General features: G+C 73.5%; 20 protein-coding genes. 10 read left to right on the forward strand and 10 right to left on the reverse strand.

What is annotated here, in order from left to right; genetic code table 11:
* Nucleotides 1-74: 74 nt before the first annotated feature.
* On the reverse strand, nucleotides 75-413 hold the full coding sequence (locus tag E2C05_RS02080) for a hypothetical protein (RefSeq protein ID WP_133217941.1): 339 nt from the start codon (nucleotides 411-413) through the stop codon (nucleotides 75-77).
* A gap of 190 nt (nucleotides 414-603) precedes the next feature.
* Nucleotides 604-954 carry an antibiotic biosynthesis monooxygenase family protein gene (locus E2C05_RS02085; protein ID WP_133217995.1) on the reverse strand — a complete coding sequence of 117 codons (351 nt, stop codon included), beginning with the start codon at nucleotides 952-954 and terminating at the stop codon, nucleotides 604-606.
* 104 nt (nucleotides 955-1,058) lie between these two features.
* Here E2C05_RS02085 and E2C05_RS02090 point away from each other — a divergent pair, with 104 nt between their 5' ends.
* The gene (locus E2C05_RS02090) at nucleotides 1,059-1,766 is read left to right on the forward strand and encodes an ArsR/SmtB family transcription factor (RefSeq protein ID WP_133217942.1); all 708 of its coding nucleotides are present in this window, start codon (nucleotides 1,059-1,061) and stop codon (nucleotides 1,764-1,766) included.
* A 215-nt stretch (nucleotides 1,767-1,981) separates the two neighbouring features.
* Here E2C05_RS02090 and E2C05_RS02095 read toward each other — a convergent pair whose 3' ends face one another.
* Nucleotides 1,982-3,148, reverse strand: coding sequence for a pyridoxal phosphate-dependent aminotransferase (locus E2C05_RS02095; protein WP_133217943.1), 1,167 nt, complete (start codon nucleotides 3,146-3,148; stop codon nucleotides 1,982-1,984).
* 12 nt (nucleotides 3,149-3,160) lie between these two features.
* Nucleotides 3,161-4,654, reverse strand: a complete 1,494-nt coding sequence (locus tag E2C05_RS02100; RefSeq protein ID WP_205082687.1) for a gamma-glutamyltransferase — start codon at nucleotides 4,652-4,654, stop codon at nucleotides 3,161-3,163.
* Between the two features lie 25 nt (nucleotides 4,655-4,679).
* On the opposite strand from E2C05_RS02100, the gene E2C05_RS32740 reads away from it, so the two are divergent.
* The 5 genes from E2C05_RS32740 to E2C05_RS02125 all read left to right on the forward strand — a co-directional run bounded on the left by E2C05_RS32740 (nucleotide 4,680) and on the right by E2C05_RS02125 (nucleotide 10,187).
* Entirely contained in the window at nucleotides 4,680-6,113 is a 1,434-nt protein-coding gene (locus tag E2C05_RS32740) for a M48 family metalloprotease (protein ID WP_205082690.1), read from the forward strand.
* The gene (locus E2C05_RS02110) at nucleotides 6,113-6,862 is read left to right on the forward strand and encodes a DsbA family protein (protein WP_133217945.1); all 750 of its coding nucleotides are present in this window, start codon (nucleotides 6,113-6,115) and stop codon (nucleotides 6,860-6,862) included. Before E2C05_RS32740 ends, E2C05_RS02110 begins: the two co-directional genes overlap by 1 nt.
* 120 nt (nucleotides 6,863-6,982) lie before the next feature.
* Nucleotides 6,983-7,801 (forward strand): MBL fold metallo-hydrolase, encoded by an 819-nt coding sequence (locus tag E2C05_RS02115; protein ID WP_133217946.1) that lies wholly within the window; start codon nucleotides 6,983-6,985, stop codon nucleotides 7,799-7,801.
* Between the two features lie 230 nt (nucleotides 7,802-8,031).
* The gene (argE, locus tag E2C05_RS02120; protein WP_133217947.1) at nucleotides 8,032-9,189 is read left to right on the forward strand and encodes an acetylornithine deacetylase; all 1,158 of its coding nucleotides are present in this window, start codon (nucleotides 8,032-8,034) and stop codon (nucleotides 9,187-9,189) included.
* Nucleotides 9,189-10,187: a M14 family metallopeptidase gene (locus tag E2C05_RS02125; protein ID WP_133217948.1), complete on the forward strand. Its 999-nt coding sequence runs from the start codon at nucleotides 9,189-9,191 to the stop codon at nucleotides 10,185-10,187. Before argE ends, E2C05_RS02125 begins: the two co-directional genes overlap by 1 nt.
* A gap of 331 nt (nucleotides 10,188-10,518) precedes the next feature.
* On the opposite strand, the gene E2C05_RS02130 is transcribed toward E2C05_RS02125, so the two are convergent.
* Together E2C05_RS02130 and E2C05_RS02135 are read right to left on the reverse strand one after the other, a co-directional pair.
* Nucleotides 10,519-11,307: a competence/damage-inducible protein A gene (locus tag E2C05_RS02130; RefSeq protein ID WP_240046517.1), complete on the reverse strand. Its 789-nt coding sequence runs from the start codon at nucleotides 11,305-11,307 to the stop codon at nucleotides 10,519-10,521.
* A 187-nt stretch (nucleotides 11,308-11,494) separates the two neighbouring features.
* Complete coding sequence (locus E2C05_RS02135) at nucleotides 11,495-12,502, reverse strand: bifunctional GNAT family N-acetyltransferase/(deoxy)nucleoside triphosphate pyrophosphohydrolase (protein WP_240046518.1); 1,008 nt, start codon at nucleotides 12,500-12,502, stop codon at nucleotides 11,495-11,497.
* Between the two features lie 173 nt (nucleotides 12,503-12,675).
* Between E2C05_RS02135 and E2C05_RS02140 the strand changes: the two genes are divergently transcribed.
* Nucleotides 12,676-12,933 carry a hypothetical protein gene (locus tag E2C05_RS02140; RefSeq protein ID WP_133217950.1) on the forward strand — a complete coding sequence of 86 codons (258 nt, stop codon included), beginning with the start codon at nucleotides 12,676-12,678 and terminating at the stop codon, nucleotides 12,931-12,933.
* A gap of 9 nt (nucleotides 12,934-12,942) precedes the next feature.
* On the opposite strand, the gene argJ is transcribed toward E2C05_RS02140, so the two are convergent.
* The gene (gene argJ / locus E2C05_RS02145) at nucleotides 12,943-14,181 is read right to left on the reverse strand and encodes a bifunctional glutamate N-acetyltransferase/amino-acid acetyltransferase ArgJ (RefSeq protein ID WP_133217951.1); all 1,239 of its coding nucleotides are present in this window, start codon (nucleotides 14,179-14,181) and stop codon (nucleotides 12,943-12,945) included.
* 52 nt (nucleotides 14,182-14,233) lie between these two features.
* On the reverse strand, nucleotides 14,234-15,220 hold the full coding sequence (locus tag E2C05_RS02150) for a peptidylprolyl isomerase (protein WP_133217952.1): 987 nt from the start codon (nucleotides 15,218-15,220) through the stop codon (nucleotides 14,234-14,236).
* A 270-nt stretch (nucleotides 15,221-15,490) separates the two neighbouring features.
* On the opposite strand from E2C05_RS02150, the gene secA reads away from it, so the two are divergent.
* The 3 genes from secA (at nucleotide 15,491) to E2C05_RS02165 (ending at nucleotide 19,378) form a co-directional block, all read left to right on the forward strand.
* On the forward strand, nucleotides 15,491-18,223 hold the full coding sequence (gene secA, locus E2C05_RS02155) for a preprotein translocase subunit SecA (RefSeq protein ID WP_133217953.1): 2,733 nt from the start codon (nucleotides 15,491-15,493) through the stop codon (nucleotides 18,221-18,223).
* Nucleotides 18,224-18,338: 115 nt separating this feature from the next.
* Entirely contained in the window at nucleotides 18,339-19,007 is a 669-nt protein-coding gene (locus E2C05_RS02160; protein ID WP_274607332.1) for an RluA family pseudouridine synthase, read from the forward strand.
* Nucleotides 19,004-19,378: a hypothetical protein gene (locus E2C05_RS02165; protein WP_133217955.1), complete on the forward strand. Its 375-nt coding sequence runs from the start codon at nucleotides 19,004-19,006 to the stop codon at nucleotides 19,376-19,378. Before E2C05_RS02160 ends, E2C05_RS02165 begins: the two co-directional genes overlap by 4 nt.
* Nucleotides 19,379-20,062: 684 nt before the next feature.
* On the opposite strand, the gene E2C05_RS02170 is transcribed toward E2C05_RS02165, so the two are convergent.
* Entirely contained in the window at nucleotides 20,063-20,557 is a 495-nt protein-coding gene (locus tag E2C05_RS02170; RefSeq protein ID WP_133217956.1) for a YaiI/YqxD family protein, read from the reverse strand.
* On the reverse strand, nucleotides 20,554-22,704 hold the full coding sequence (locus tag E2C05_RS02175; RefSeq protein WP_158291893.1) for a transglycosylase domain-containing protein: 2,151 nt from the start codon (nucleotides 22,702-22,704) through the stop codon (nucleotides 20,554-20,556). The genes E2C05_RS02170 and E2C05_RS02175 overlap by 4 nt, the downstream gene beginning before the upstream one ends.
* Nucleotides 22,705-22,844 lie beyond the last annotated feature (140 nt).

Here is a 22,844-nt window from a genome sequence, read left to right on the forward strand (position 1 = left end):
AACGGCGGAAGGCCCGGTGCGGAAATCCGCCGTCCTCACCCGGCGGGTGCCGCCGGGCCTCCGTCCACGCGCCTTCAGGCCGAGACGGCGCTGGCCGGCTCCTTCGACAGCCGCTGCAGATCGCAGAGCGTCGAGCGCAGGAGGCCGATCTCGCCTTCCAGCAGCGGGCCGTCACGCTCCTCGCCGAGCCGCCGCACCACCGTCGCCAGCTTCAGCACCACATCGCCGACCGAGACGGCGCGCGCCTTGGCCAGAGCACCGAGCGCGGCGATCTCGGCCTCGAGCAGGAGGTCCAGCAGTTCCTCGTCCGCGGTCTCGGCGGTCTCGACCTGCAGCAGGCGGGCCGACAGGGCCTGGACGTCGGGCGCGGTGTAGGCAGCGGCCTGGGGACGGAAAGGGATAACGTGCGACATGAAATGGCTCCGCGGCATCGGTATCGAGCGGGGGGTACAGGCAATCCGAAAGGCGCAGCGGTCCGGCAGGACCCGACCGTGGCGAGGGGGCGGCGTTGCTCTGCCTGACCTCACGAAAACGCGATCTGTAGATTGAATACGAAAATGTGAGATGCCGTGCAACCTGGAATCCATCAATCCTGGCGTGGAATCAGAAGCCGTGGAATGCGCGTGAATCCGCTGGCGCGGCATCCCGCCGCTCGGCCATGGCGTAGTCCCGCAGCACGGCCGCCACGCGAAGCCGGTATCCGGCGAAGACCCCGTCCCGGCCCGCCGCCTGCGACTGCCGGTGCAGGCCATGGGTCCGCCAGCAGGTCACCGCGGCCTCGTCCTCCCAGAAGGACAGGCTGAGCAGCCTGCGCGGATCGCTCAGGCTGCGGAAGCGCTCGACCGAGATGAAGCCCGGCACCTTCTCGAGCTCGGGCCTCAGGCGGGCGGCGTGGTCCAGGTACTCGTCCATCCGGCCCTCGGCCGGCTCCACCTCGAAGATCACCGCAATCATCGCCAGCACTCCCCTGTCCTGCCGCATGCTGTCACGCCCGGTCGCGGCCTGTCCTTCGTCCTGGCCCGAAGCGCGCGGACGACGGCGCCGCTAGTCTGCGGGCCATGACGACCCCCGCCGCCTTCGCCGCCACCACCGCGCTGATGGCCGAGCCGCCGCGGGCGGCCATGCTCCAGGCCCTGCTCTCCGGTGAGGCGATGACCGCCGGCGAGCTGGCACGGGTGGCCGGCATCGGGGCTCCGGCGGCGAGCGCGCATCTGGCGCGGCTGGTCGAGGGCGGGCTGGTCACGGTGCATCCCCAGGGCCGGCATCGCTACCACCGCCTGGCGACAGAGGACGTCGCGGCGGCGATCGAGATGCTCGGGGGCCTCGCCGACCGGGTGGCGCCGCCGCGCCGCTGGCCGCATGGAGAGGCCTTCCGCACGGCGCGGCTCTGCTACGACCACCTGGCGGGGCGGCTGGGGGTGGCGCTGCATGCGGGCCTGGTGGACCGGGGCTGGATGGCGCCGGCCCCCGGCGGCTGGGCGCCGACGCCGGCCGGAGAGGCGCACCTGGCCGATCTCGGCGTCGACCTCGCGGCGGCCCGGAGCGCCAGACGCCTCGCCTGCGACTGCATGGACTGGTCGGAGCGCCGGGCGCATCTCGCCGGCGGCCTGGGGCGGGAGTTGGCCGCCTGCTGCCTGCGGCGGCACTGGGTCTCGCGGCTGTCGGGCCAGGATGGGGGCGACGCGCTGGCGCGGCGGCGCCTGACCATCACGCCAGAGGGCGCGCGGCGGTTGGGCGATGCCTTCGGCTTCCGCCTGCAACCCTGACGTTCACCGCCGAGCCGAAGCCGCTCGCGGATGGGCGATTCGCGGGCGTGCACCCGCCTTTGCAGATTACCGAAATACGTGCTCAATCATAGATTGTATTTTGGGGTTGTGAGCAAGCTATCTTGTTATGAATCGAGACATGCGCGTCCCGCGGCATCGCATGCCCAAAAAAAATGCCAGTGTGCTCAATGTGTTCCGGCCTTCCAGGGCCGAAACTAGCGCCCCAGCCAGGCCGCCAGCCGGCCGGGCGCCGCGGCCATGTCCGCTTCCGGCCCGCAATAGCTGAAACGCAGGAAGCGGCGGCCGCGGTCACGGTCGAAATCCACCCCGGGGGTCGCGGCGATGCCGGCTTCCGCCAGCATGCGGCGGCAGAACTCGATCGAGTCGTTGGCCAGGTGGCCTATATCCGCCCAGAGATAGAAGGCGCCATCGGCCGGGGAGAGCCGGTCGAACCCCGCCTGCGGCAGCGCCTGCAGGAGCCCGGCGCGGGACCGGCGGTACCGGGCGATGTTGGCCTCCAATTCCTCACGGCAGCCGAAGGCCGCTTCCGCCGTGACCTGCGCGACATGCGGGGCGGAGATGAAAAGGTTCTGCGCCAGGCATTCCACCGGCCGGACCAGATCCTCCGGCAGCACCAGCCAACCGATGCGCCAGCCGGTCATGGAGAAATACTTGGAGAAGCTGTTGACCACGATCGCGCCCGGGATGGCGGCGGCCGTGGTCTCCGGCACCGCCCCGTAGGTGAGGCCGTGATAGATCTCGTCCGAGACCAGCCGCACGCCGTTGGTCCCGCACCATTCGGCGATGGCGGCGAATTCCTCGGGCGGCAGCATGGTGCCGGCCGGATTGCAGGGGCTGGCGAGGATCAGCCCGGCCGGGCGCGGGTCCATCGCCTCCAGCATGGCCACCGTCGGCTGCCAGCGCGTCTCCGACCCGCAGGGCAGCAGCACCGGGCGCATGCCAAGCGCGGTCAGGATGTTCGCATAGGGCGGGTAGAAGGGCGCCGCCATGGCCACCGCATCGCCCGGATCGAAGGCCGCCAGGAAGGCCAGCGGGAAGGCGCCCGAGGCGCCGACCGTCACCGCCACGCGGTCGGCCGGGACCGGGACACCGTAGCGCTCGGCATAATGCTGCGCGATCCGCTCCCGCAGGCTGCGCCGGCCGAAGGCCTCGGTGTAGCCCATGGGGTCGCCGGCCTGCAGGGCGCGGATCGCCGCCTCGGCCGCGCCGCGCGGCACGCCCGTGCCGGGCTGGCCGACCTCCATCCGGATCACCCCCGGGTCGCCCGGGGCCAGGGTGGCCGCCTTGGCGTTGGCGGCAGTGATGACGTCCATCACCAGGAAGGGCGGCGCCTCGGCGCCGCGGCCGATCTTCAGCGCCATCGCCGCCCCCTCCTACTGGTCCACCGCGCCCAGCGCGACGCCGGCACCGCGCGGGTCGGTCAGCGCGATGCAGCGGTCCGGCCGGCCCGGCAGGTAGTTGGCGCAGACCGCCAGCTGCGTCCGGGCCGGCGCGGGCGAGCCGCGGTCGAGCGCCGATTCCGGCAGGTCCCCGCGCAGCAGGCTGAGCGCCGCCGGGCCGGCCACGCCGATGGGCGCCGCCTGCTGGCCGGAGGCCACCGCCAGCAGCTTGAAGCCGCGGATATTCGCGTTGTAGGCGATCGCCGCCGAGAGCAGCGCCGGCTGCACCGCGCCGGTGCCGGGCGCCGCCGCCAGCAGGAAGCCGAGGCCGGGCGCGACGCGGCCGGTGCCGAACAGGTTGTTCAGCGTGAAGGCGCAGGAGACGGCGAGGCCAGTGCGGTCGAAGACGATCAGCCCGGCGGACGCCGGCAGCGCGGCGAAGCGCGCCGGCGGCAGGTCGCCGCTGCCCACCAGCCGCACCGGATCGCCACCCTGCTGCCGCCAGGCGGCGACGGCGGCCAGGCCGCGCTCGGTCGCGGCCGTGAGGTCGGCGCCGCCCCGCATCGCCTCGAAGGCCGCCGCGGCGGCGAGGCCGCCATCGGCCGGCGGCGGCAGGAAGGCGATCCGGTCGCCGCCGCGGCTGGGCAGGTCGATCGGCCGCGCCAGGCCCGGCAGGGCGGTGCGCAGCTCCTCGAGCGTCAGGTGGCCGCCGGCGCTGCGCGAGACATCCTCCAGCCGTCGCGCCAGGACGCCCTGGTGCATGTCGCCCACGCCGGCCAGGCGCAGCTGGCCGAGCGTCGCGGCCAGCTCGGGTTGCAGCATCTGCTCGCCGGACTGCTTCGCGCCGCCACCGGGCCGGCCGAATATCGCCTGCGCCGCCGGGTCGGCCAGCAGCGGGCCGGACACGGCAGCCAGGTCGGCGGCCAGGCCGCGGCTGACTTCCGTACCGAAGCGCGCCAGCTGTTCCGCCGGCGCCATCAGCTCCTCGAAGGGCCGGCGCGGGTTGCGGGTGTGCAGGGCGAAGAGGCCGCGGGCCAGCAGCGGCACCGCCGCCGGCCGGTCCGCCCCGGCGGGGACCGTCTGGCGGGCGCCGGGGAGGAACAGCACCGCCTCGGTCGCCGCCTTGGCCGGGTCGAAGACCAGGCAGGCGCCGCCGCCGCCGATCCCGACGCGGGACGGCAGCGTGACCGCCATGGCGAAGCCGGCGGCGACGGCGGCATCCACCGCCGTCCCGCCCGCCGAAAGGACCTGCCGCCCGACCAGCGCTGCCGCCGGATCCTCCGCCGCGATGCCGCCGAGGAAGCCGCGGACGAAGCCGGGCGTGCCTTCGGCCGGGCCGGCGCTGCCCAAGGGATTCAGCCCTGACAGGGTCTCGCAGCCCGGCAGGGCCAGGGCGCCCAGCGCCAGCACGCCGGCCCGCAGCCGGCCGCCAAGCCCCGGCGCCGCCCCTGGGCGGCACGCCGCGGGGCGCGGTAGAAGGCCGGGCATGCGGAAGGCGTGGTCCCTCCCAGACATGCGCTCGGCATGGTGCCTGCCGGCATGGTCCCTGCTGAAGCTGCTGGTCATGCTGGCGTCCCTGGTCCCCTTCTTCGCGCCGGTCGCGGCGCGGGCCCAGGGCGCCGCGGCTCCGGTGGTGACGATCCGCGATGCCGAGACGGAGGCCTTCCTCCGCGCCGTCGCGCATCCGCTGTTCCGCGCCGCCGGTGTGGATCCCGCCCTGGTGCGGATCACGCTGGTGCAGGCGCGGCCCATAAACGCCTTCGTCACCACCGGCAACCGCATGTTCATCAACACCGGCCTTATCCAGCAGGCGGAGGGCGTGGCGGAACTGGCGGGCGTGCTGGCGCATGAGACGGGGCATATCGCCGGCGGCCATGTCGCCCGCCTGCCGGAGGAGATGCGCAACGCCTTCCTGAAATCCATCGGCGGCATGATGCTGGGCTTGGGCGCCGCGGTGGGCGGCGGCCGCAATGTCGGCGGCAACGCCGCCGGCGCCGTCATGCTCGGCAGCCAGTCCATGGCGATGGGGGAACTCTATGCCTTCACCCGGGCGCAGGAGCAGGCGGCGGACCAGGCCGGCGTCGCCTATCTCGACCGGCTCGGCTGGTCGTCCCGCGGGCTGGTCCGGCTGCTGGGGCGGATGCAGGACCAGGAATTGCTCGCGGTCGGCCGGCAGGACCCGTATTTCCGCACCCACCCCCTGTCGCGGGACCGCCTCGCCTTCGTGACCGAGCATGCGGCGCGCAGCCGCGCCGGCGACGCAGCTTACCCGCCGGCGCTCGAGGCCGGGTTCCGCATGGTGCGGGCCAAGCTGGATGGCTTCATCGAGGCGCCGCTGACGACCGGGCGGCGGTATCCGGACACCGATCCCGCCGCGGCTGCCCGCTATGCCCGGGCGATCGCACAATACCGTTCCGGCCGGGCCGACCTCGCGCTCCAGATCCTGGCACCGCTGGTCCGCGACCAGCCCGGCAATCCCTGGTTGCGCGAGCTGCAGGGACAGATCCTCTTCGAGGCAGGGCGACCGGCCGAGGCGCTGGTCCCGCTGCGGGATGCGGCGCGGCTCGCCCCGGCCGAGGCGCTGATCCGCACGGCCTTGGGGCGGGCGCTGCTGGAGGCGGGCGACCCGGCCTCCCTGCGCGCCGCCATCGGCGAGTTCGAGTCGAGCCTGCGGCTGGAGCGGGACAATGCCTTCACCTGGCGGCAGCTGGGCATCGCCCATGGCCGCCTGGGCGAGATGCCGCAGGCCGACCTGGCGCTGGCAGAGGAGGCGATGCTGCTGGGCGACTTCCCCGGCGCCCGCATGCTGGCCCGCCGCGCCGAGGAGACGCTGCCGCCCGGGCCGCCCCGGCTGCGGGCGCAGGATTTGCGCGAGGCGGCGAAGCGGGACAACCTGACCCCCGAGCAGCGCGCGCAGGATGACGCGATGCGCCGGAGACAACGCTGATGCGCCTTCCCCTGCTGGCTGCCCTGCTGGGCCTGGGCCTCGCCTTCCCCGCCCTCGCGCAGGGGACCCCGGGCGGCTTCACGCCGGAGCAACGGCGGGAGATCGTCGAGGTGCTGCGCGACGCGCTGCGCCAGGACCCCAGCATCCTGCGCGACGCCCTGGTGGCGCTGGAGCAGGCGGATGCGTTCGACCGCGTGGGCGCGCAGCGCGCCGCCATCCTCGAGAACGCCGAGGCGCTGTTCCGCAATGCCGACGACCCGGTGAAGGGCAACCCACGGGGCGGCGTCACCCTGGTGGAGTTCTTCGACGCCCGCTGCGGCTACTGCAAGCAGCTGCACCCGGTGGTGGAGCAGCTGCTGAAGCGGCAGCGCGACGTGCGGCTGGTGCTGAAGGACCTGCCCATCCTCGGCCCCAACAGCCTGCTGGCCAGCCGCGCCCTGCTGGCGGCGCAGCGCCAGGGGAAATATGCCGAGCTGCACGACGCCCTGCTGGCACTGCGCGAGGAGCCGGCCGAGCCGGTGCTGCGGCGGGAGGCGGAGCGGGTGGGGCTCGATTGGGCCCGGCTGCGGCGGGAGATGGACGATCCCGCCATCGGCCGCCGGCTGGAGGCCAATACCCGCCTCGCCGGTGCGCTGCGGATCGAAGGCACGCCGGCCCTGGTCATCGGCGACACGCTGGTGCCGGGGGCCGTGGACCTGGCGACGCTGGAGCGGCTGGTGGCGGAGGCGCGCGCGAAGTCGGGGGGCTGAGCGCTCGTGACAGGAGGCCGGCCGGCGCCGCGCCCAGCGAAGCGGGCTGTGGGTCGCCGCCGGCCTGCATTCCCGCATCCGACATCGTCACAACCCTGAGCCGCCGAAGGGGGGAGAGCCATGCCGCATTTCCTCTGCGAGACCTGCAGCATCCAGTTCGCCGAGAGCGCGGCGCCGCCTGACCGCTGCCCCATCTGCGAGGATGAGCGGCAATATGTCCCGGCACGGGGCCAGCACTGGACCACGCTGGCGGCGCTGCGCGGCGGCCATGCGAATACCTGGCGGCGGCTGGAACCGGCGCTGTACGCCATCCGCACCGTGCCGGCCTTCGGCATCGACCAGCGTGCTCTGCTGGTTCGGACGCCGGCCGGCAACCTGTTGTGGGACTGCATCGCGCTGCTCGACGATGCCACCATCGGCATCATCCGGGCGCTCGGCGGCCTGGCCGGCGTGGCGCTGAGCCATCCGCACTACTATTCGACCATGGTCGAATGGGGCCGCGAATTCGGCGTGCAGGTCTGGCTGCATGCGGCGGACCGAGGACATGTGACGCGGCCGGATGCCTGCCTGCGCTTCTGGGAGGGCGAGACGGCCGAACCGCTACCCGGCCTGACGCTGCACCGGCTGGGCGGGCATTTCGCCGGCGCCGCCGTGGCGCATTGGCGGGACGGCGCGCAGGGCCGGGGCGCGCTGCTGTCGGGCGACATCCTGCAGGTGCTGCCCGACCGCAAATTCATCGGCTTCATGCGCAGCTATCCCTGCCTGATCCCGCTGCCCGCGGCCGAGGTCCGGCGCATGGCGGACCAGTGCCTGGCGCTGGAATGGGAGGCGATCTACGGCGCCTTCCATGAGCGGGAGATCCTCGCCGACGGCAAGGGCGCGCTGGCGCGCAGCGCCGAGCGCTACTGTGCCTGGCTCTACAGCATGCCGGAGCCCTGATACCCGTCCCGCCACGTCATCGCCCGCGGCCCTCGGCAGGTGCCGCGAAGCCCGGCGCCGCGAGCCGGCGGGCATGCGCACCATGCCCTGCGTCAGCGCGTCATGCCCCGGCATGGCGAACCGCAGGTGGATCGGATGGTGCCGAGACCAAGCCGGCCACGGCGCCGCGGCCAGCCCGGACGGATTGCCCGCCCGCCCGCGGCGTATAGACTGGCGGCGGGAGACAAGGGATGCAGGACGAAGCGGTCGCGGTGCTGGCGCGGCTCGTGTCCTTCGACACGACCAGCCGCAACAGCAACCTGGCCCTGTTGCAATGGGTCGGATCCTGGCTGGCGGCGCGCGGCGTCGAGAGCCGGATCCTGCCCGACGACTCGGGCATGAAAGCCAACCTGCATGCGCTGGTCGGGCCGCGCGTGCCGGGCGGCGTCGCCTTGTCCGCGCATGTGGACTGCGTCCCGGTCGAGGGCCAGGCTTGGCTCGCCGATCCCTTCACCCTGCGTCAGGAGGACGGCCGGCTGATCGGCCGCGGCACCAGCGACATGAAGGGCTTCGCGGCCTGCGCGATCGCCATGCTGCCGCGCCTCGCCGCCCTGCCGCTGCGCCGCCCGGTGCATCTCTGCCTCACGCATGACGAGGAAACGACCGGCGAGGGCGCCCGCCGCCTCGTGCCGATGCTCGGTCAGGACCAGCCGCCGCCGGCGCTCTGCGTGGTCGGCGAGCCGACCGGGCTCGCGCCGGTGATCGCGCAGAAAGGCTATGCGAGTTGGGACGTGACGGTCACCGGGCTGTCCGGCCATTCCTCCCGCACGACCGAGACGGCGAATGCCCTGCATGCGGCGGCCGAGGGCGTCGCCTGGCTCTCGGCCCGCGCCCGGGCACTCGCGGAGAGCGGCCGCCGGGTGGAGGGCTTCGAGCCGCCCTGGACCACGGTGCATGTGGGCACCTTCCGGTCCGGCAGCATCCTGAACATCGTGCCGGACCGCGCCGAGTTCACCTTCGAGGTCCGCAGCGTCCCGGGCGACGACCCAGGCGCGATCCTGGCGGATTTCCACGCCTTCATGGAGGGCACCGTCCTGCCCCGGCTGCGCGCCGTCGCGCCGGAGGCACGGCTGGAGGTGGCGGTGCGCTCGGCGATGCCAGGCTTCGACCTGCCGGAGGATGCGCCGCTCGCCCTGACGATGCAGCGGCTGACCGGCCGCAACCGCCCCGGCCGCGTCAGCTACGGCACTGAGGCTGGGTTCTTCCAGGCGGCCGGCATCGCCACCATCGTCTGCGGCCCCGGGCATATCGCCCAGGCGCACCAGCCCGAGGAATGGATTGCCGAGAGCGAGATCGCGGCCTGCCTCGATCTGCTAGACCGCCTCGCCGGCACGTTGACCGAGGCGTGATGGCTGAGCCGGACTCGCTGCCGCCGGCCCTTGCGGCCTTCCTGGCCGCCGCGCCTTCCGGCCGGCCGCCACGGATGGATGTGGGCATCGCCCTGCCGGACCTCGGCCCCTGGGTGGCCGGCAATGCGCTGCCGGGGGTCTGGAGCTTCCCGGCGCCCGCGCCCGGCCCGCATGTCGCCATCGTCGCGGCGACGCATGGCAATGAGATCGGCGGCGCCGTGCTCCTGGACCGGTGGCTGCGGGCCGGGCTGCGGCCGGCATGCGGGCGGCTTTCCCTGGTCTTCGCCAATCTCGATGCGCTCGGGCGCTTCGACCCCGAGGATCCGACGGCCAGCCGCTTCATCGACGAGGACCTGAACCGGCTCTGGGACGAGGAGACGCTGTCGAGCGGGCGCCGGTCCTGCGAATTGCGGCGGGCACGGGCGTTGCGGCCACTGTTCGACACGGTGGACGTGCTGCTCGACCTGCACTCGATGCTCTGGCCTTCCGACCCGCTGATTCTGACGGGCCGACCCAGGCGGGCGGCGGATCTCGCGCTGCGGCTTGGCATGCCGCCGCTGGTCGTGGCGGATGAGGGCCATGCGGCCGGGCTGCGCCTGATCGACTACGGCCCCTTCGCCGAACCCGAGGGCGACCGCACCGCGATCCTTCTGGAAGCCGGCGCCCATTGGGAAGAACCGACGGTCGCGGTCATGGAACAGGCGGCGGCACGGCTGCTGCGCCTGACCGGCCTGATGACGGAAGCGATGCCGGAGCCGCGGCCGGCGGCGCCCCGCCTGGCCGCCGTGACCCGCACGGTGACGGCACGGACGCCCGGCTTCGCGTTCCTGCGCCCCTTCCGCGGCGGCCATGTGGTGCCCGCGCGGAACACGCTGATCGCGCTGGATGGCGAGGAGGAGATTCGCACCCCGCATGACGACTGCCTGCTGGTGATGCCCAGCCTGCGGACCATGCCGGGGCAGACCGCGGTGCGCATGGCGCGCTTCGTCGGCGCCTGACCGGGCCGAGGGCCGGGCAGCGACCGCAAGCCGGCGTCATCGCCGCGGCGCCAAGGGCCATCGCCGCCACGACATCCGCCGGATCGCCGGTCGCCCGGCATGGCCGCGGCGCCGACGATGTCGGACAGGTCAGCGGGTGACGCTATCCGCTGATGACCTGGCCCCGTGCCTTCGCCGGGCCCGGTCCGGTCTCACGCCTGCAACGCGCGCCGCCGGAGCAGCCGCTCGTCGCCTCGAGCCCTCGACGGCCGCAGGCGGCAGGCGCGACCACCGGGACGGCGTCCGAGGCGGCGTGGCGGTGAGAACCGCTGCCGGCCCGCGATGACCCGGGTCAGGTGGAGACCTGGTCGGCCGACGGCTCACCCTGCTGCGCCTCGCCGAAGCGGGCGAGCAGGGCGAAGCAGGCCGCGGCGGCCGCCTCCACCGCCGCGGCATCCGTCCCCTTCGCCACCAGGGCGACGCCGCCACCGGTGCCGCGGTAATAGGGATAGCTACCGAGATCGAGCGCTGGATGCGCCGCCTGGATGGCGGACAGGCCTTCGGCGATCTGTCCCTCATAGACCTGGTGGGCATGCACCGTGCGGGAGAGGATGGGCCGCCCGCCTTCGAGGGTCGGGGCCAATGCCTCGAACATGCTGCGCATGATCCGGGGGACACCGGCCATCACATGGACATTGCCCATGCTGAAGCCGGGTGCCGTCGTTTCCGTGCAGCGGATCGGCACCGCGCCGCGCGGCAAGGTCGCCATGCGCAGCCGCGCGGCGTTGAACTCCACCGGCGGGTCGCGGCGGGCATAGTCGGCCGCCATCAGCGCCCGCGTCTCCTCATGCACCTCCCACGGCACGCCGAAGGCCCGCGCCACGCATTCGCTGGTGATGTCGTCATGCGTCGGGCCGATGCCGCCCGTGGTGAAGACATGCGTGAAGGCCGCCCGGCATTCGTTCACCGTGCCAATGATGGTCTCCGGCACGTCTGGGATGACCCGCGCTTCCCGCAGCGGAATGCCGATCTCGCCCAGCCGGGTCGCCAGGAATTGCAGGTTGGCGTCGCGGGTGCGGCCGGAGAGGACCTCGTTGCCGATGATCAGCAGGCAGGCGGTAGGGTTCATGTCCTGGGCCATCGGCAATCCTCCTGGCGGACCGGTTCGACCGCTGATGAGCGAAGCTTGCAGACCACGTCCCGGGGCGTCCACCCCGGGCCGCGCCCGGGAACACGCACCGGCCGTGCCAGACGCGATCGCGTTCCGGGTGCCGGCCTTCCCGGGCCTTCGCCGATGCACCGACCTGCGGATGCCGCGCCGCGCAGGGTCACAGGAAATCCCGCAGCATCGCCACCAGGGGCTTGTCCGCCGGCGGCATCGCATAGGCGCCCAGCTGCTGCGGCCTGACCCAGGCCAGGGCCTGCCCTTCCACCGGGCGGACCGTGCCGTTCCATCGTCGGCAGAGATAGAGCGGCATCAGCAGGTGGAATTTCTCGTAGCCATGCGAGGCGAAGGTGAACGGGCCGAGGCAGGCGGCCGAGACGTCGATGTCCAACTCCTCCTTCAGCTCGCGGATCAACGCCGCCTCCGGCGTCTCGCCGGGCTGCACCTTGCCACCGGGAAACTCCCATAGCCCCGCGAGCGGCTTGCCCTCGGGCCGGCGCGCCAGGAGCACGCGGTTATCGGGATCGACCAGCGCGACGGCGGCGACCAGCAGCACCGGCTTCCCAGGCGGCGTCGCCGCGCCGGCGGGCGGCGACGGGGGGGCGGCATCGCCAGTGATTTCCTCCCGCCCACCCTCGAACAGCAGCACCGGCATCGGCCCACCACGGGAGAGGAAGGTCTGCACCCCCTCGCCGGCGGGCCGCAGGCCGATGCGCCGCAACACGGCCTGGGACCGTGGGTTGTCCTTCAATGCGCTCGCTCGGATGGTGGCGATATCGAGCTGCGCCAGCGCCCAGCGGCAGAGCCTGGCGGCCGCCTCCGGCGCCACGCCGTGGCCCCAGAAGCGGCGGCCGACCCAGTAGCCGAGCTCCGCCGCCTTGCCGTCGCGGCTGCGCGTCAGGGCGACGCAGCCGACCAGGACCTCGGCGCCGTTCTCCTCCCCAACGATGGCTAGGTGCCAGGCCTCCCGGGCCGCGATCTGCGCCCAGGTCGAAGCGATCCAGGTATCGGCAAGGTCGCGCGGATAGGGGAAGGGCACGCGTGCCAGGGTTTTCGCCACTTCCCAGTCATTGACCAGGCGATGCAGCGCCGGGGCATCCGCGGTCCGCAGGGGCCGCAGGACCAGCCGCTCGGTCCGGAGCGGGGCGAAATCGGGAATTGAGGGAGTCACGGGGCGCGACGGCTCGCTGGCGGGGCTGCCAGGGAGGGGCAGGCCAGTCCCGCTGTCAACGGCAGGGAACGAGGTCGGGCCCGGCCGGCCACCCCGGCGCGGCAGGCAACGGCAACCGTCCGCATCCCAGCTCGTTCCAGTGGCGCACCACACGACATCCGGCGGAGATCTGCATGCGGCTGCTGCCATCCCTCGTCCTGGGCCTCATCGCCCTGCCGGCCCTGGGACAAGTGCCGCGGGCCGAGGCACCCCGCCCCGCCCCGCTCGAGGCACGATCCGACACCCGGTCCCCCGGGCCGCCGATCGACCAGGGCCCGCGCGACGCGGAGGCGAATGCCGCGCATCGCGGCGGCGGTGCCGTCCTGGAAGGCGCACCCGGGGCCCCGCCACCGCTGCCGACGCCGGCGCATGACCGGCGGCCAGCCCGCTGAGCCGGCGCCTCAGCTCCGGTAGGATCCGTTGATGTCGATGTAGCCATGCGTCAGGTCGCAGGTCCAAACCGTGGAACGGCCCTGGCCCAGGCCGATATCCACGGTGATCTCGACCTCACGGCCCTTCATGTGGGCGACGACCGGCGCCTCGTCATAGCCGGGCACCACGCCGCCTTCCTTCGCCATCCAGGTGCCGCCGACCGCGACGGACAGGCGGTCGCGGTCCGCCGGCTCGCCGGCCTTGCCCACCGCCATGACGATCCGGCCCCAATTGGCGTCCTCGCCGGCGATCGCGGTCTTCACCAGGGGTGAATTCGCGATGCTCATGGCGATCCGCTTGGCCGAGGCGTCGGAGACCGCGCCGGTCACGGTGATCTCGATCAGCTTCTGCGCCCCCTCGCCGTCTCGCGCGACCATCAGGGCAAGGTCCATCAGCACCTCGTCCAGGGCGCGGCGGAAATCCGCCAGGATCTCACCGCCGCTCTCCGGCACCGCAGGGTGCCGTGCCTGGCCGGTGGCGAAGAGCAGGACGGTGTCGCTGGTCGAGGTGTCGGAATCGACAGTCACGCAGTTGAAGCTGCGCTCCGATCCCGCGCTCAGCAGCGCCTGCAGCGCCGGCGCCGGGATGGCGGCATCGGTCGCCAGGAAGCTCAGCATGGTCGCCATGTCGGGCGCGATCATGCCGCTGCCCTTGGCGATGCCGGCGATGGTCACGCGGGTGCCGCCGATCTCGGCCGTCCGCACTGCCCCTTTCGGGAAGGTGTCGGTGGTCATGATGCCGCGCGCCGCCTCCTGCCAGCGCGCGGGCGTCAGCGCGGCATGCAGCGCCGGCAGCGCCGCGGTCAGCTTCTGGTGCGGCATGGTTTCGCCGATCACGCCGGTGGAGGCGAGGAACACCTCCTCCGGCCGGCAGCCGACCAGGCCGGCCGCGGCCCCGGCGGTCGCCTGCACCGCGACCCGCCCTGCCCGGCCGGTGAAGACATTGGCATTGCCGGCATTCACCACCAGCGCCCGCGCCGTGCCGCCCGGCAACACCTGGCGGCACCATTCGACGGGCGCGCCCGGGCATTGGTTGCGCGTGAAGACACCCGCCACGGTGGTGCCCGGGGCGAACTCCATCATGGTCAGGTCGGCCCGCCCCTTGTAGCGGATGCCCGCCTCGATGACGCCGAGGCGGATGCCGGCGATCGGGGGCATCCCCGGCAGGGGCAGGGCAAGCGGTGAGACGGGCAGGTCCTTGCCGGCCATGGCGTTGTCCTCTTCTCGGGGCGGCGGCGGTGCCGCCGTCAGGCAATCATGCTCAGCGCCGCTGCGGCGCCGGGCGGGCGCCGGGCTGGGCCGGCGGCGGTGCGGCGTTGTCGAGCAGGGAACCGCCACCGGCCGGCGCGGGCAGGTCCAGGCGCTCGACCTTGGCATTCGCCCGCACGCGCTGGACCAGGGCGTCCACCTGCTCCTGCACCAGCTGGTTGCGGATCTGCTGCCGGCTTTCCTCGAAGCCCGGCACCGGCGCGCTGCGCCGCTCCTCCAGCTTGATGACATGCCAGCCGAAGGCACTGCGGACCGGGGTGGCGCTGACCTCGCCGGGCTTCATGGCGAAGGCGGCCTCGGCGAATTCCGGCACCATGTCGGCCCGCTTGAAGAAGCCGAGGTCGCCGCCCTCGCGCGAGCCGGGATCGGTCGAGAGCCGGCGGGCGGCGGCGGCGAAATCCTCCCCGCCCTGCACCGCGGCGATGGCCGCCTTCGCCTCGGCCTCGGAGCGGACGAGGATGTGGCGGGCGCGCACCTCCTCCTCCCCCTGGCGCTTGCCGCTCTCCTGGTCGTAGCGGGCGCGCACCGCCGCGTCAGTGATCTGCGGGCCCACCTCGCGGCCGATATAGGCCTGCTGCAGCTCCTGCTCCTCGGCGCGCTGGACGCGGCGGCGCACCTCCGGGTCCTTGTCGAGGCCGGCGGCGCGGGCGGCAGCGGTGATGGCGCGCTCGGTGATCGTCCGCTCGACCAGCTGGCGGCGCACCTCGGCCGGCAGGACCTGGAGCAGCAGGGCGGGCGGCATCGACTTCATGTCGGCCGGCAGGACGTCCTGCGCGGTCTCCAGCACGTCGGACAGGCGGACCGGCTGGCCATCCACGCGGGCGACCAGGGGGTCCTCGGCGGCGGGGCCGGCGGCCGGCGCGGCATTCGGCGCGCCAGGGGGCTGGGACTGGGTCTGGGACTGGGGCTGGGCCAGGGCACCGAAGGGGCCGAGCGGCAGGAGCAGCGCGGCGGTCAGCGTCAGGGAACGGGCACGCATGCGGAACAAAACCCTTCGGACGGCGCGGGACAATGGCGGATGCCGCCGGGCGCGGCAACCGGCGGAGGCGCCGTCGACGTTGACCCGGCCGCCCCGCTTGCCTATCTCTCGCGGCAGCGCCGGGGTCGCGCAGCACCCGCCGCCCGGAAGGGCCTGGGGCCCGGACAGGCCCCCTTCCCCGACCGTTACCAAGCCGTCTCGCCTGCGGCGCCGGTGCGGCCGCGGCCCACGCGGACCGGCCGGCGCCCTCCCCGGAGTTCCAAGGCCCGCATGTTCGGACGCATCGCCCGCGCCATCTTCGGCACTTCCAACGACCGCGCCCTCAAGGGCCTGCAGGGGCGGGTGCCGCAGATCAACGCGCTGGAGCCGACCCTCGCCGCCCTGTCGGACGAGGCGCTGCAGGCCCGCACGGCCCAGTTCAAGGATCGCCTCGCCAAGGGCGAGACGCTGGACGACATCCTGCCCGACGCCTTCGCCACGGTGCGGGAAGCCGCCAGGCGTGTCCTCGGCCTGCGGCACTTCGACGTGCAGATGGTCGGCGGCATGGTCCTGCACACCGGCAAGATCGCCGAGATGAAGACCGGCGAGGGCAAGACCCTGGTCGCCACCCTGCCGGTCTACCTGAACGCCCTGACCGGCAAGGGCGTCCATGTCGTCACGGTAAACGACTATCTGGCCCGGCGCGATGCCGAGTGGATGGGGCGGATCTACCGCTTCCTCGGCCTGACCACCGGCGTCATCGTCCATGGCCTGACGGATGAGGAGCGGCGGGCCGCCTACGCCGCCGACGTCACCTACGGCACGAACAACGAGTTCGGCTTCGACTACTTGCGCGACAACATGAAATACCGGCTGGAGGAGATGGTCCAGCGCGACTTCAACTACGCCATCGTGGACGAGGTCGATTCGATCCTGATCGACGAGGCGCGGACGCCGCTGATCATCTCCGGCCCGTCGGACGACAGTTCCGACCTGTATCGCCGGGTGGATGCGGTGGTGAAGGTCCTGGCGGCCGACAAGGCCAATTACGAGAAGGACGAGAAGCAGCGCACCTGCAACCTGACCGAGGACGGGTCGGAGCGGGTGGAGGAGGCGCTGCGCGAGGCCGGGCTGCTGGAGGAAGGCAACCTCTACGACTTCCACAATGTCACGCTGGTTCATCACGTGAACCAGTCGCTGCGCGCGCATGTGCTGTTCGCGCGCGACGTCGACTACATCGTGCGCGACGACAAGGTGGTGATCATCGACGAGTTCACCGGCCGCATGATGGAAGGCCGGCGCTACTCGGACGGGCTGCACCAGGCGCTGGAGGCGAAGGAGCACGTCACTGTCCAGCCGGAGAACCAGACCCTCGCCAGCATCACGTTCCAGAACTACTTCCGGCTCTATCCCAAGCTGGCGGGCATGACCGGCACGGCGGCGACCGAGGCCGACGAGTTCGCCGAGATCTACAAGCTGGAGGTGGTCGAGATCCCGACCAACGTGCCGGTGGCCCGCAAGGACAGCGACGACGAGGTCTACCGCTCCGCCAAGGAGAAGTACGACGCCGTCATCACCCTGATCGACGAGGCGCGGACCCGCGGCCAGCCGGTGCTGGTCGGCACCACCAGCATCGAGAAGTCGGAGCTGATCTCCAGCCTCCTGAAGCAGGCGAAGATCCCGCACAACGTGCTGAATGCCCGCTACCACGAGCAGGAGGCGGTGATCGTCGCCCAGGCCGGCCGGCCGGGGTCCGTCACCATCGCCACCAACATGGCGGGCCGCGGCACCGACATCCAGCTCGGCGGCAATGTCGAGATGCTGGCGCGGCAGGAGACGGGCCAGGGAGAGGGGCCCGAGTACGAGGCGGCGCTGGCCCGCCACAAGGCGGAGGTCGAGACCGGCCGCGCCCGGGCGAAGGAGGCCGGCGGCCTCTTCGTCATCGGCACCGAGCGGCACGAGAGCCGGCGCATCGACAACCAGCTGCGCGGCCGTTCCGGCCGGCAGGGCGACCCGGGCGCCTCGCGCTTCTTCCTCTCCCTCGAAGACGACCTGATGCGCATCTTCGGCAGCGACCGCATGGGCGGCATGCTGGAGCGCCTCGGCCTCAAGGAAGGCGAGGCGATCATCCACCCCTGGATCAACAAGGCGCTGGAGAAGGCACAGAAGAAGGTCGAGGCGCGCAACTTCGACACCCGCAAGAACCTGCTGAAATACGACGACGTCATGAACGACCAGCGGCGCGAGGTGTACGCGCAGCGGAAGGCATTCATGAAGGCGGCCGATGTGCAGGAGACGGTAGCGGAGATGCGCCGCGAATGCATCGGCGGCCTGGTGGACAAGGCGATCCCCGAGAACGCCTATCCCGAGCAATGGGATCTCGACGGGCTCGAGGCGAAGACGCGCGACCTCCTCGGCCTCGACCTGCCGGTGCGGGACTGGGCGAAGGAGGAAGGGATCGACGAGACCCAGGTGCGCGAGCGCATCGAGGCGGCGACCGAGCAGCACTATGCCGCCAAGGCGGCGAATATCGGCCCCGACCTGATGCGCATGGTCGAGAAGTCGCTGCTGCTGCAGATCTTCGACCAGGTGTGGAAGGAGCACCTCCTCGCCCTCGACCACCTCCGCCAGGGCATCGGCCTGCGCGCCTATGGCCAGCGCGATCCGCTGAACGAGTACAAGTCCGAGGCCTTTCTGCTGTTCAACAGCATGCTCGCCGACCTGCGGGAGCGGGTGACGAGCGTGCTGATGCGCATCGAGCTGCGCCCGGATGCGCCGCCGCCGATGCCGGAGCCGGTGCGGGTGCTGGACATGCGCCACCCCGAACCGGCGATGGCGGATATGGAGATGGCCGGCGCCAGCGGCCCTGGCTACGCGCCGGCGGCGATGGCCGCGGCGGATGCGTCGCGTCGGGCCGATGCGGTGGACCCCGCGGATCCGACCACCTGGTCGCGGACGCCGCGCAACGCGCCTTGCCCCTGCGGCAGCGGCAAGAAGTACAAGCACTGCCACGGCAGGGCCTGAGGGATTGCGGAAGGCTGCCCGTCGGCTCCCGCCTGAGACAGGACGGCGGCCAGACTTCGCGGGACAGTCTTTCGCGGGGTCGGCCTCCCCGCAGCCTTCGGGTGCGGCGGCGGGCCTGGCCACACGGCTGCTGCATCAGGACGACCGGCTCCTGATCCTCGACAAGCCGGCCGGCCTGCCGGTGCATGCCGGTCCTCGGGGCGGGCCCTCGCTCGAGGATTGGCTGCCGGCGCTGGCGCTGGGCAAGCGCCGCATCCCACAGCCGGCGCATCGGCTGGATACCGATACCGCCGGCTGCCTGGTCCTGGGCCGGACCAAGCCGGCGCTGGCCGAACTCGGTGCCCTCTTCGCCAGCGGGCAGGTGGCCAAGACCTACTGGGCAGTGGTCCGCGGCGCGCCCAATGCAGGCGCGCCCGATGCAGCGGATGGCGTCGTGGCGGCGCCGCTGCTGAAGCGCAGCACGGCCAAGGAGGGCTGGCGCATGGTGGTGGACCCGGCCGGACAGCCGGCCAGCACCGCCTGGCGCGTCCTCGGCGCGGCCGACGGCCTCACCTGGCTGGAACTGCACCCGCGTACCGGCCGCACGCACCAGGTGCGCGTGCATTGCGCGCATCTCGGCTGCCCCATCCTGGGCGACCCGCGCTACGGCGGCGGCGAGGGCCGGTTGCACCTGCTGGCGCGCGGCATTGCCCTGCCGCTCGACCCGCCGGTCGCGGCCACGGCGCCGCCGCCGCCGCATATGCGGGCCGCCCTGGCCGCCTGCGGCTGGCGGGACGCAACATGATCGCGGCGCTGGTCCTCGCGCTCCTGGCCCTGGTCGCACCAGCCGCGGCGCAGACGCCCCGCTGCGGCTTCGGCCAGGGGCTGGAGGCGCTGCGCGAGGCCGGCCGGCAGGTGCAGGCGGGCCTTGCTGCAGACGACCTCCTGGCCGGGCGGGCAGCGGCCGAGGCCGCGGCGGAGCGGCTGGAGGAAGCGACCCGACGCTTCGCCGGGTGCGGCTGTCCGCGGGTTGCCGAGGAAGCGCGCGCCTCGCGCGGCCTGGCGGAGCAGGCGCGGTTCGAGACCAGCCTCGATGACTTGCGGCGCCCGCTTGGCCGCATCCGATTCACGCTGGAGGAAGCGCGCCGGATCATCGATCGAAGCGGCTGCGGCTGATCTCGCGGCAGGCTCGAGCGGATCGCGGCGCGGCACACTGCCGCCGGGCCTGAAGCCGCTCCCAGCCAAGGGGGGACGCAGCGCTTCGCGCCCATGGCCAGCCCGCGATGGAGGGTCTTCGATCCTCCCCGCCCCTCGCCCTCTCTGCCCGGCCTGCCGCCGGCGGGCCTGTACGTCCGCGGGGCGCCTTCGGCGGCGGCCTGCGCGGTGCTGGCCGCGCCACCGAGCAGCGCCCCGGAGGCTGCCGGGATCATCGGTTCCTCCGGCAGCGACGCCGGCCCGGCCGCTCCGCCGCCGAGCGGCAGGGTCGCCTCGAGGCGTGCGGGTGCGCTCTCGGCCACCGGCAGGGGCGCGACCACCGGCCCCGCGGCGGCAGAAGGCCAGGGCCAGCCAGGGCGGCGGTCAGCAAAGCCGGCGCGGCGCGGTCGAGCAGCAGCAACGCGCCGCCGGCTTCGCCAGTCCGGCCGCGCGGGATGCGCAGCAACGGCGCCACCGCAACGCCATCGCACGCGACCTCGGGGCCTGCCGACCGGCTGCCGGCATCGCAGCACGGCCCCCGCCGGCAGCGCCAGGGCCCCTCCCGCGATCATCGAAATCCCAAAAGGCGGCTGGGCGGATCGCAGGCGGCGCTCATTCAACCCGGCCATCGGCACGGACCCATGGGCCTATGCCCGCGGCCCTTTCCTACTCGAAGCTCACCCAGGGCCGCGGCGGCGGGGCCGACAGGTCGCGCCGGGCCGCCGCAATCTCGGCATCGAGCGCGGAGAGGAAGCGCGAGCGGTCGGCGACGGTCAGCGGCGCCGGGCCGCCTGTGACCATCCCCCGCTCCCGCATCTCGGAGGAAACGGCGCGGCCGGCGAGCGCATTGCCGATATTGTCCGGCGTCCAGGGCCGGCCCTTGAAGCCCAGCGCCCGCGCGCCGCGCGCCAGGCAGCGGGAGGCCAGCGGGATATCGGCGGTGACGCAGACATCGCCGCGGCCGGCCCGCTCGGCGATCCAGTCATCCGCCTTGTCGGCGCCCTCCGCAACGACGACCATCTCGACATTCGGCAGGCCGGGCGGCCGCACCGGGCGGCTGCCGTTGCTGACGACCTTCACCGGCAGCGACAGGCGGGTGGCGACGCGGAACACCTCGTCGCGCACCGGGCAGGCATCGCCATCCACATAGATCACCGTCACCGCACCCGCACCTCCGCCCGCGCCGCGGCGCCCGCCGCGTCCAGCACCGTCACCCGATAGAAGCCCGGTCCGGGCGGCGTCCAGGCCGCCTCCCGCCGGGCCGGCTCCGCCGGCAGGGGCGTGCCATCCACCAGGAAGGTCAGTGGCCGGCGGCCGCCGGCGGCGCGCAGCGTCACCGCGGCGCCGGGGTCGGCCAGCACGGCGCCAGGCGGCGGGAAGGTCAGGCGCAGCCGGTCCACAGCCTCGGCCGTCGGCGGCGGGGCGGCGAGGCGGACCGGCAGCCCTTCGCGTGGCGCGGGCGGCAGCCGTTCGATGATGCGGGCCAGGATCGGCAGGGCGGTACGGGCGCCGGTCGCGCCCAGGGACCCATGGATCAACGGCGTGCCGTCCGGCCGCCCGACCCAGACGCCGACCACATGCCGGGCATCGAGGCCGAGCGCCCAGGCATCGCGTCCGCCCCAGCTCGTGCCAGTCTTCCAGGCGATGCCGGGCGGGCCGCCGCCGGGGAAAGGCTGCACCAGCACGGCGGTGGCCGAAGCCGCGGCGCGTGGCGCAAAGGCGGGGCGTCGCGCCTCCGGCGGGCCCGGCACCAGGCGCAACGGCATGGCCTGCCCGGCATCGCCGAGCGCCGCATAGAGCGCGACCATGTCCCGCAGCGTGGTCCCGAACCCACCGAGCGCCAGGGGCAGGGAGGGGTCGGCGCCCGGCGGCAGGCGCGGCGGCGCGCCGGCGGCCTTCAGGGCGGCGGCGAAGCGGATGGGGCCAAGCTCGTTCAGCAGTGCCACCGCCGGCTGGTTCAGCGATTGCCGCAAGGCATCCGCCACGGTGATGCGGCCGGCGAAGCCGCGGTCGAAATTCTCCGGCGCATAGGCGCCGAAGCGGCGCGGCAGGTCGGCGATCAGGGTCTCCGGCGCGGCCAGCCCGGCCTCGAAGGCCAGCGCATAGAGCGCAGGCTTGAGGGCGGAGCCAGGCGAGCGGATGGCCCGCGTCAGGTCGAGCGCGCCGGCACGCGCCTCGGCGCCGAATGCGCCGCCGACCAGGGCGCGGACCTCGCGGCTGCGAAGGTCCGCGACGAGGATGGCGAGGGACGCACGCTCCGGCAGGCCGCGCAGCGCCTCGGCGGCAATGGCCTCGACCGCCCGCTGCAATGGCAGGTCGAGCGTGGTGCCGATCCGGCCGCCGCCCTGCCGAGGGGTGCGGGCGGGAGGCTGGCCGCTCGGCATGCCGGGCGCGCTGCGCCCGGGTCCGGCGCTTGCAGGCTTTGTGTCGACCGCCGTCTCCAAGGCCGCGGGCAGGCGCGCCGCGGTCGCGGCGGCCATGGCAGAGCCGCTCCGACCGCCCGGGGCCAGGGATGATGGCGACGCCAGCTCCCGCGCCAGATGCGGCGCGTGGCGCGGCATGGGGCGGCGGGCAGCCGGCACCGGTTCGGCGAGCGCCAGGTCAGCCGCGCCCAGCCCCGGCACGCCGGCGGCGCGCCGGGCGAGGATGGCATCGCGGGCGGCCAGCGCCGCGGCGGGGTGGCGGTCCGGCCGCAGCGCCTCCGGCCGGCGGGGGATGGCGACCAGCAGCGCCGCCTCGGCGGGGTCGAGCTGCTGCGCCGGCCGGCCGAACCAGGCGAGGGAGCCGGCCCGCACCCCTTCCAGGTTGCCGCCCATGGGGGCGAGGGTGAGCCAGATGCCGAGGATCTCGTCCTTGGTGAAGCGGGCCTCCAGCTGCAGGGCGCGCAGGATCTCGATCGCCTTGCTGCGAAGGGTGCGCGGCCGGGGTTCCAGCAGGCGGGCGGCCTGCATGGTCAGGGTCGAGCCGCCGGAGACAACGCGGCCGGCATGCAGCCATTGGCCGGCCGCGCGTGCCAGCGCCAGCGGATCGACGCCGGGATGCGCATGGAAGCGCCGATCCTCCGCGGCGATGAGCATGGCGATGAGGTGGGGCGGCACCTCGGCGCTGGTGGTCGCCAGCCGCCAGGTGCCGCCCGGGACGGGCAGGACGGAGAGGGTCCGGCCCTCGCGGTCGAGCACCTCGGTGCCGACCGCGTGCAGGCGGGAGAGGTCGGGCGGGGCCAGCCTGTCCAGTGCCAGGGCCGCAAGGAGAAGGGCGGCGCTGGCGAGGAGGGCGCGCCGCGCCCGCCGGCCAGGGCGATGGGCCATGATCGCCTCCGACGCCGTCGAAGCCATGCGGGGACGCCGTCGCTGTGGGTGCGGGGTTCCGGCCGGACCCGAGGGGTCCGCTGGCCCATCGGCCTTCGGCGGCGAACCGAACGCAAGCGTTCGATGGGGGGCTGCGCCCC

The sequence above is a fragment of the Paracraurococcus ruber genome, assembly GCF_004353985.1.
Taxonomy (GTDB): Bacteria; Pseudomonadota; Alphaproteobacteria; order Acetobacterales; family Acetobacteraceae; genus Paracraurococcus; species Paracraurococcus ruber.

Coding starts and splice junctions, on each gene's coding strand:
- E2C05_RS02110 (WP_133217945.1), top strand. CDS start 6,113: ATGCGCCTTCCCCTGCTGGCTGCCCTGCTGGGCCTGGGCCTCGCCTTC.
- E2C05_RS02100 (WP_205082687.1), bottom strand. CDS start 4,654: ATGCCCGGCCTTCTACCGCGCCCCGCGGCGTGCCGCCCAGGGGCGGCG.
- E2C05_RS02095 (WP_133217943.1), bottom strand. CDS start 3,148: ATGGCGCTGAAGATCGGCCGCGGCGCCGAGGCGCCGCCCTTCCTGGTG.
- E2C05_RS02175 (WP_158291893.1), bottom strand. CDS start 22,704: ATGGCCCATCGCCCTGGCCGGCGGGCGCGGCGCGCCCTCCTCGCCAGC.
- argE (WP_133217947.1), top strand. CDS start 8,032: ATGCAGGACGAAGCGGTCGCGGTGCTGGCGCGGCTCGTGTCCTTCGAC.
- E2C05_RS02085 (WP_133217995.1), bottom strand. CDS start 954: ATGATTGCGGTGATCTTCGAGGTGGAGCCGGCCGAGGGCCGGATGGAC.
- E2C05_RS02125 (WP_133217948.1), top strand. CDS start 9,189: ATGGCTGAGCCGGACTCGCTGCCGCCGGCCCTTGCGGCCTTCCTGGCC.
- E2C05_RS02080 (WP_133217941.1), bottom strand. CDS start 413: ATGTCGCACGTTATCCCTTTCCGTCCCCAGGCCGCTGCCTACACCGCG.
- secA (WP_133217953.1), top strand. CDS start 15,491: ATGTTCGGACGCATCGCCCGCGCCATCTTCGGCACTTCCAACGACCGC.
- E2C05_RS32740 (WP_205082690.1), top strand. CDS start 4,680: ATGCGCTCGGCATGGTGCCTGCCGGCATGGTCCCTGCTGAAGCTGCTG.
- E2C05_RS02130 (WP_240046517.1), bottom strand. CDS start 11,307: ATGGCCCAGGACATGAACCCTACCGCCTGCCTGCTGATCATCGGCAAC.
- E2C05_RS02140 (WP_133217950.1), top strand. CDS start 12,676: ATGCGGCTGCTGCCATCCCTCGTCCTGGGCCTCATCGCCCTGCCGGCC.
- E2C05_RS02165 (WP_133217955.1), top strand. CDS start 19,004: ATGATCGCGGCGCTGGTCCTCGCGCTCCTGGCCCTGGTCGCACCAGCC.
- argJ (WP_133217951.1), bottom strand. CDS start 14,181: ATGGCCGGCAAGGACCTGCCCGTCTCACCGCTTGCCCTGCCCCTGCCG.
- E2C05_RS02150 (WP_133217952.1), bottom strand. CDS start 15,220: ATGCGTGCCCGTTCCCTGACGCTGACCGCCGCGCTGCTCCTGCCGCTC.
- E2C05_RS02090 (WP_133217942.1), top strand. CDS start 1,059: ATGACGACCCCCGCCGCCTTCGCCGCCACCACCGCGCTGATGGCCGAG.
- E2C05_RS02115 (WP_133217946.1), top strand. CDS start 6,983: ATGCCGCATTTCCTCTGCGAGACCTGCAGCATCCAGTTCGCCGAGAGC.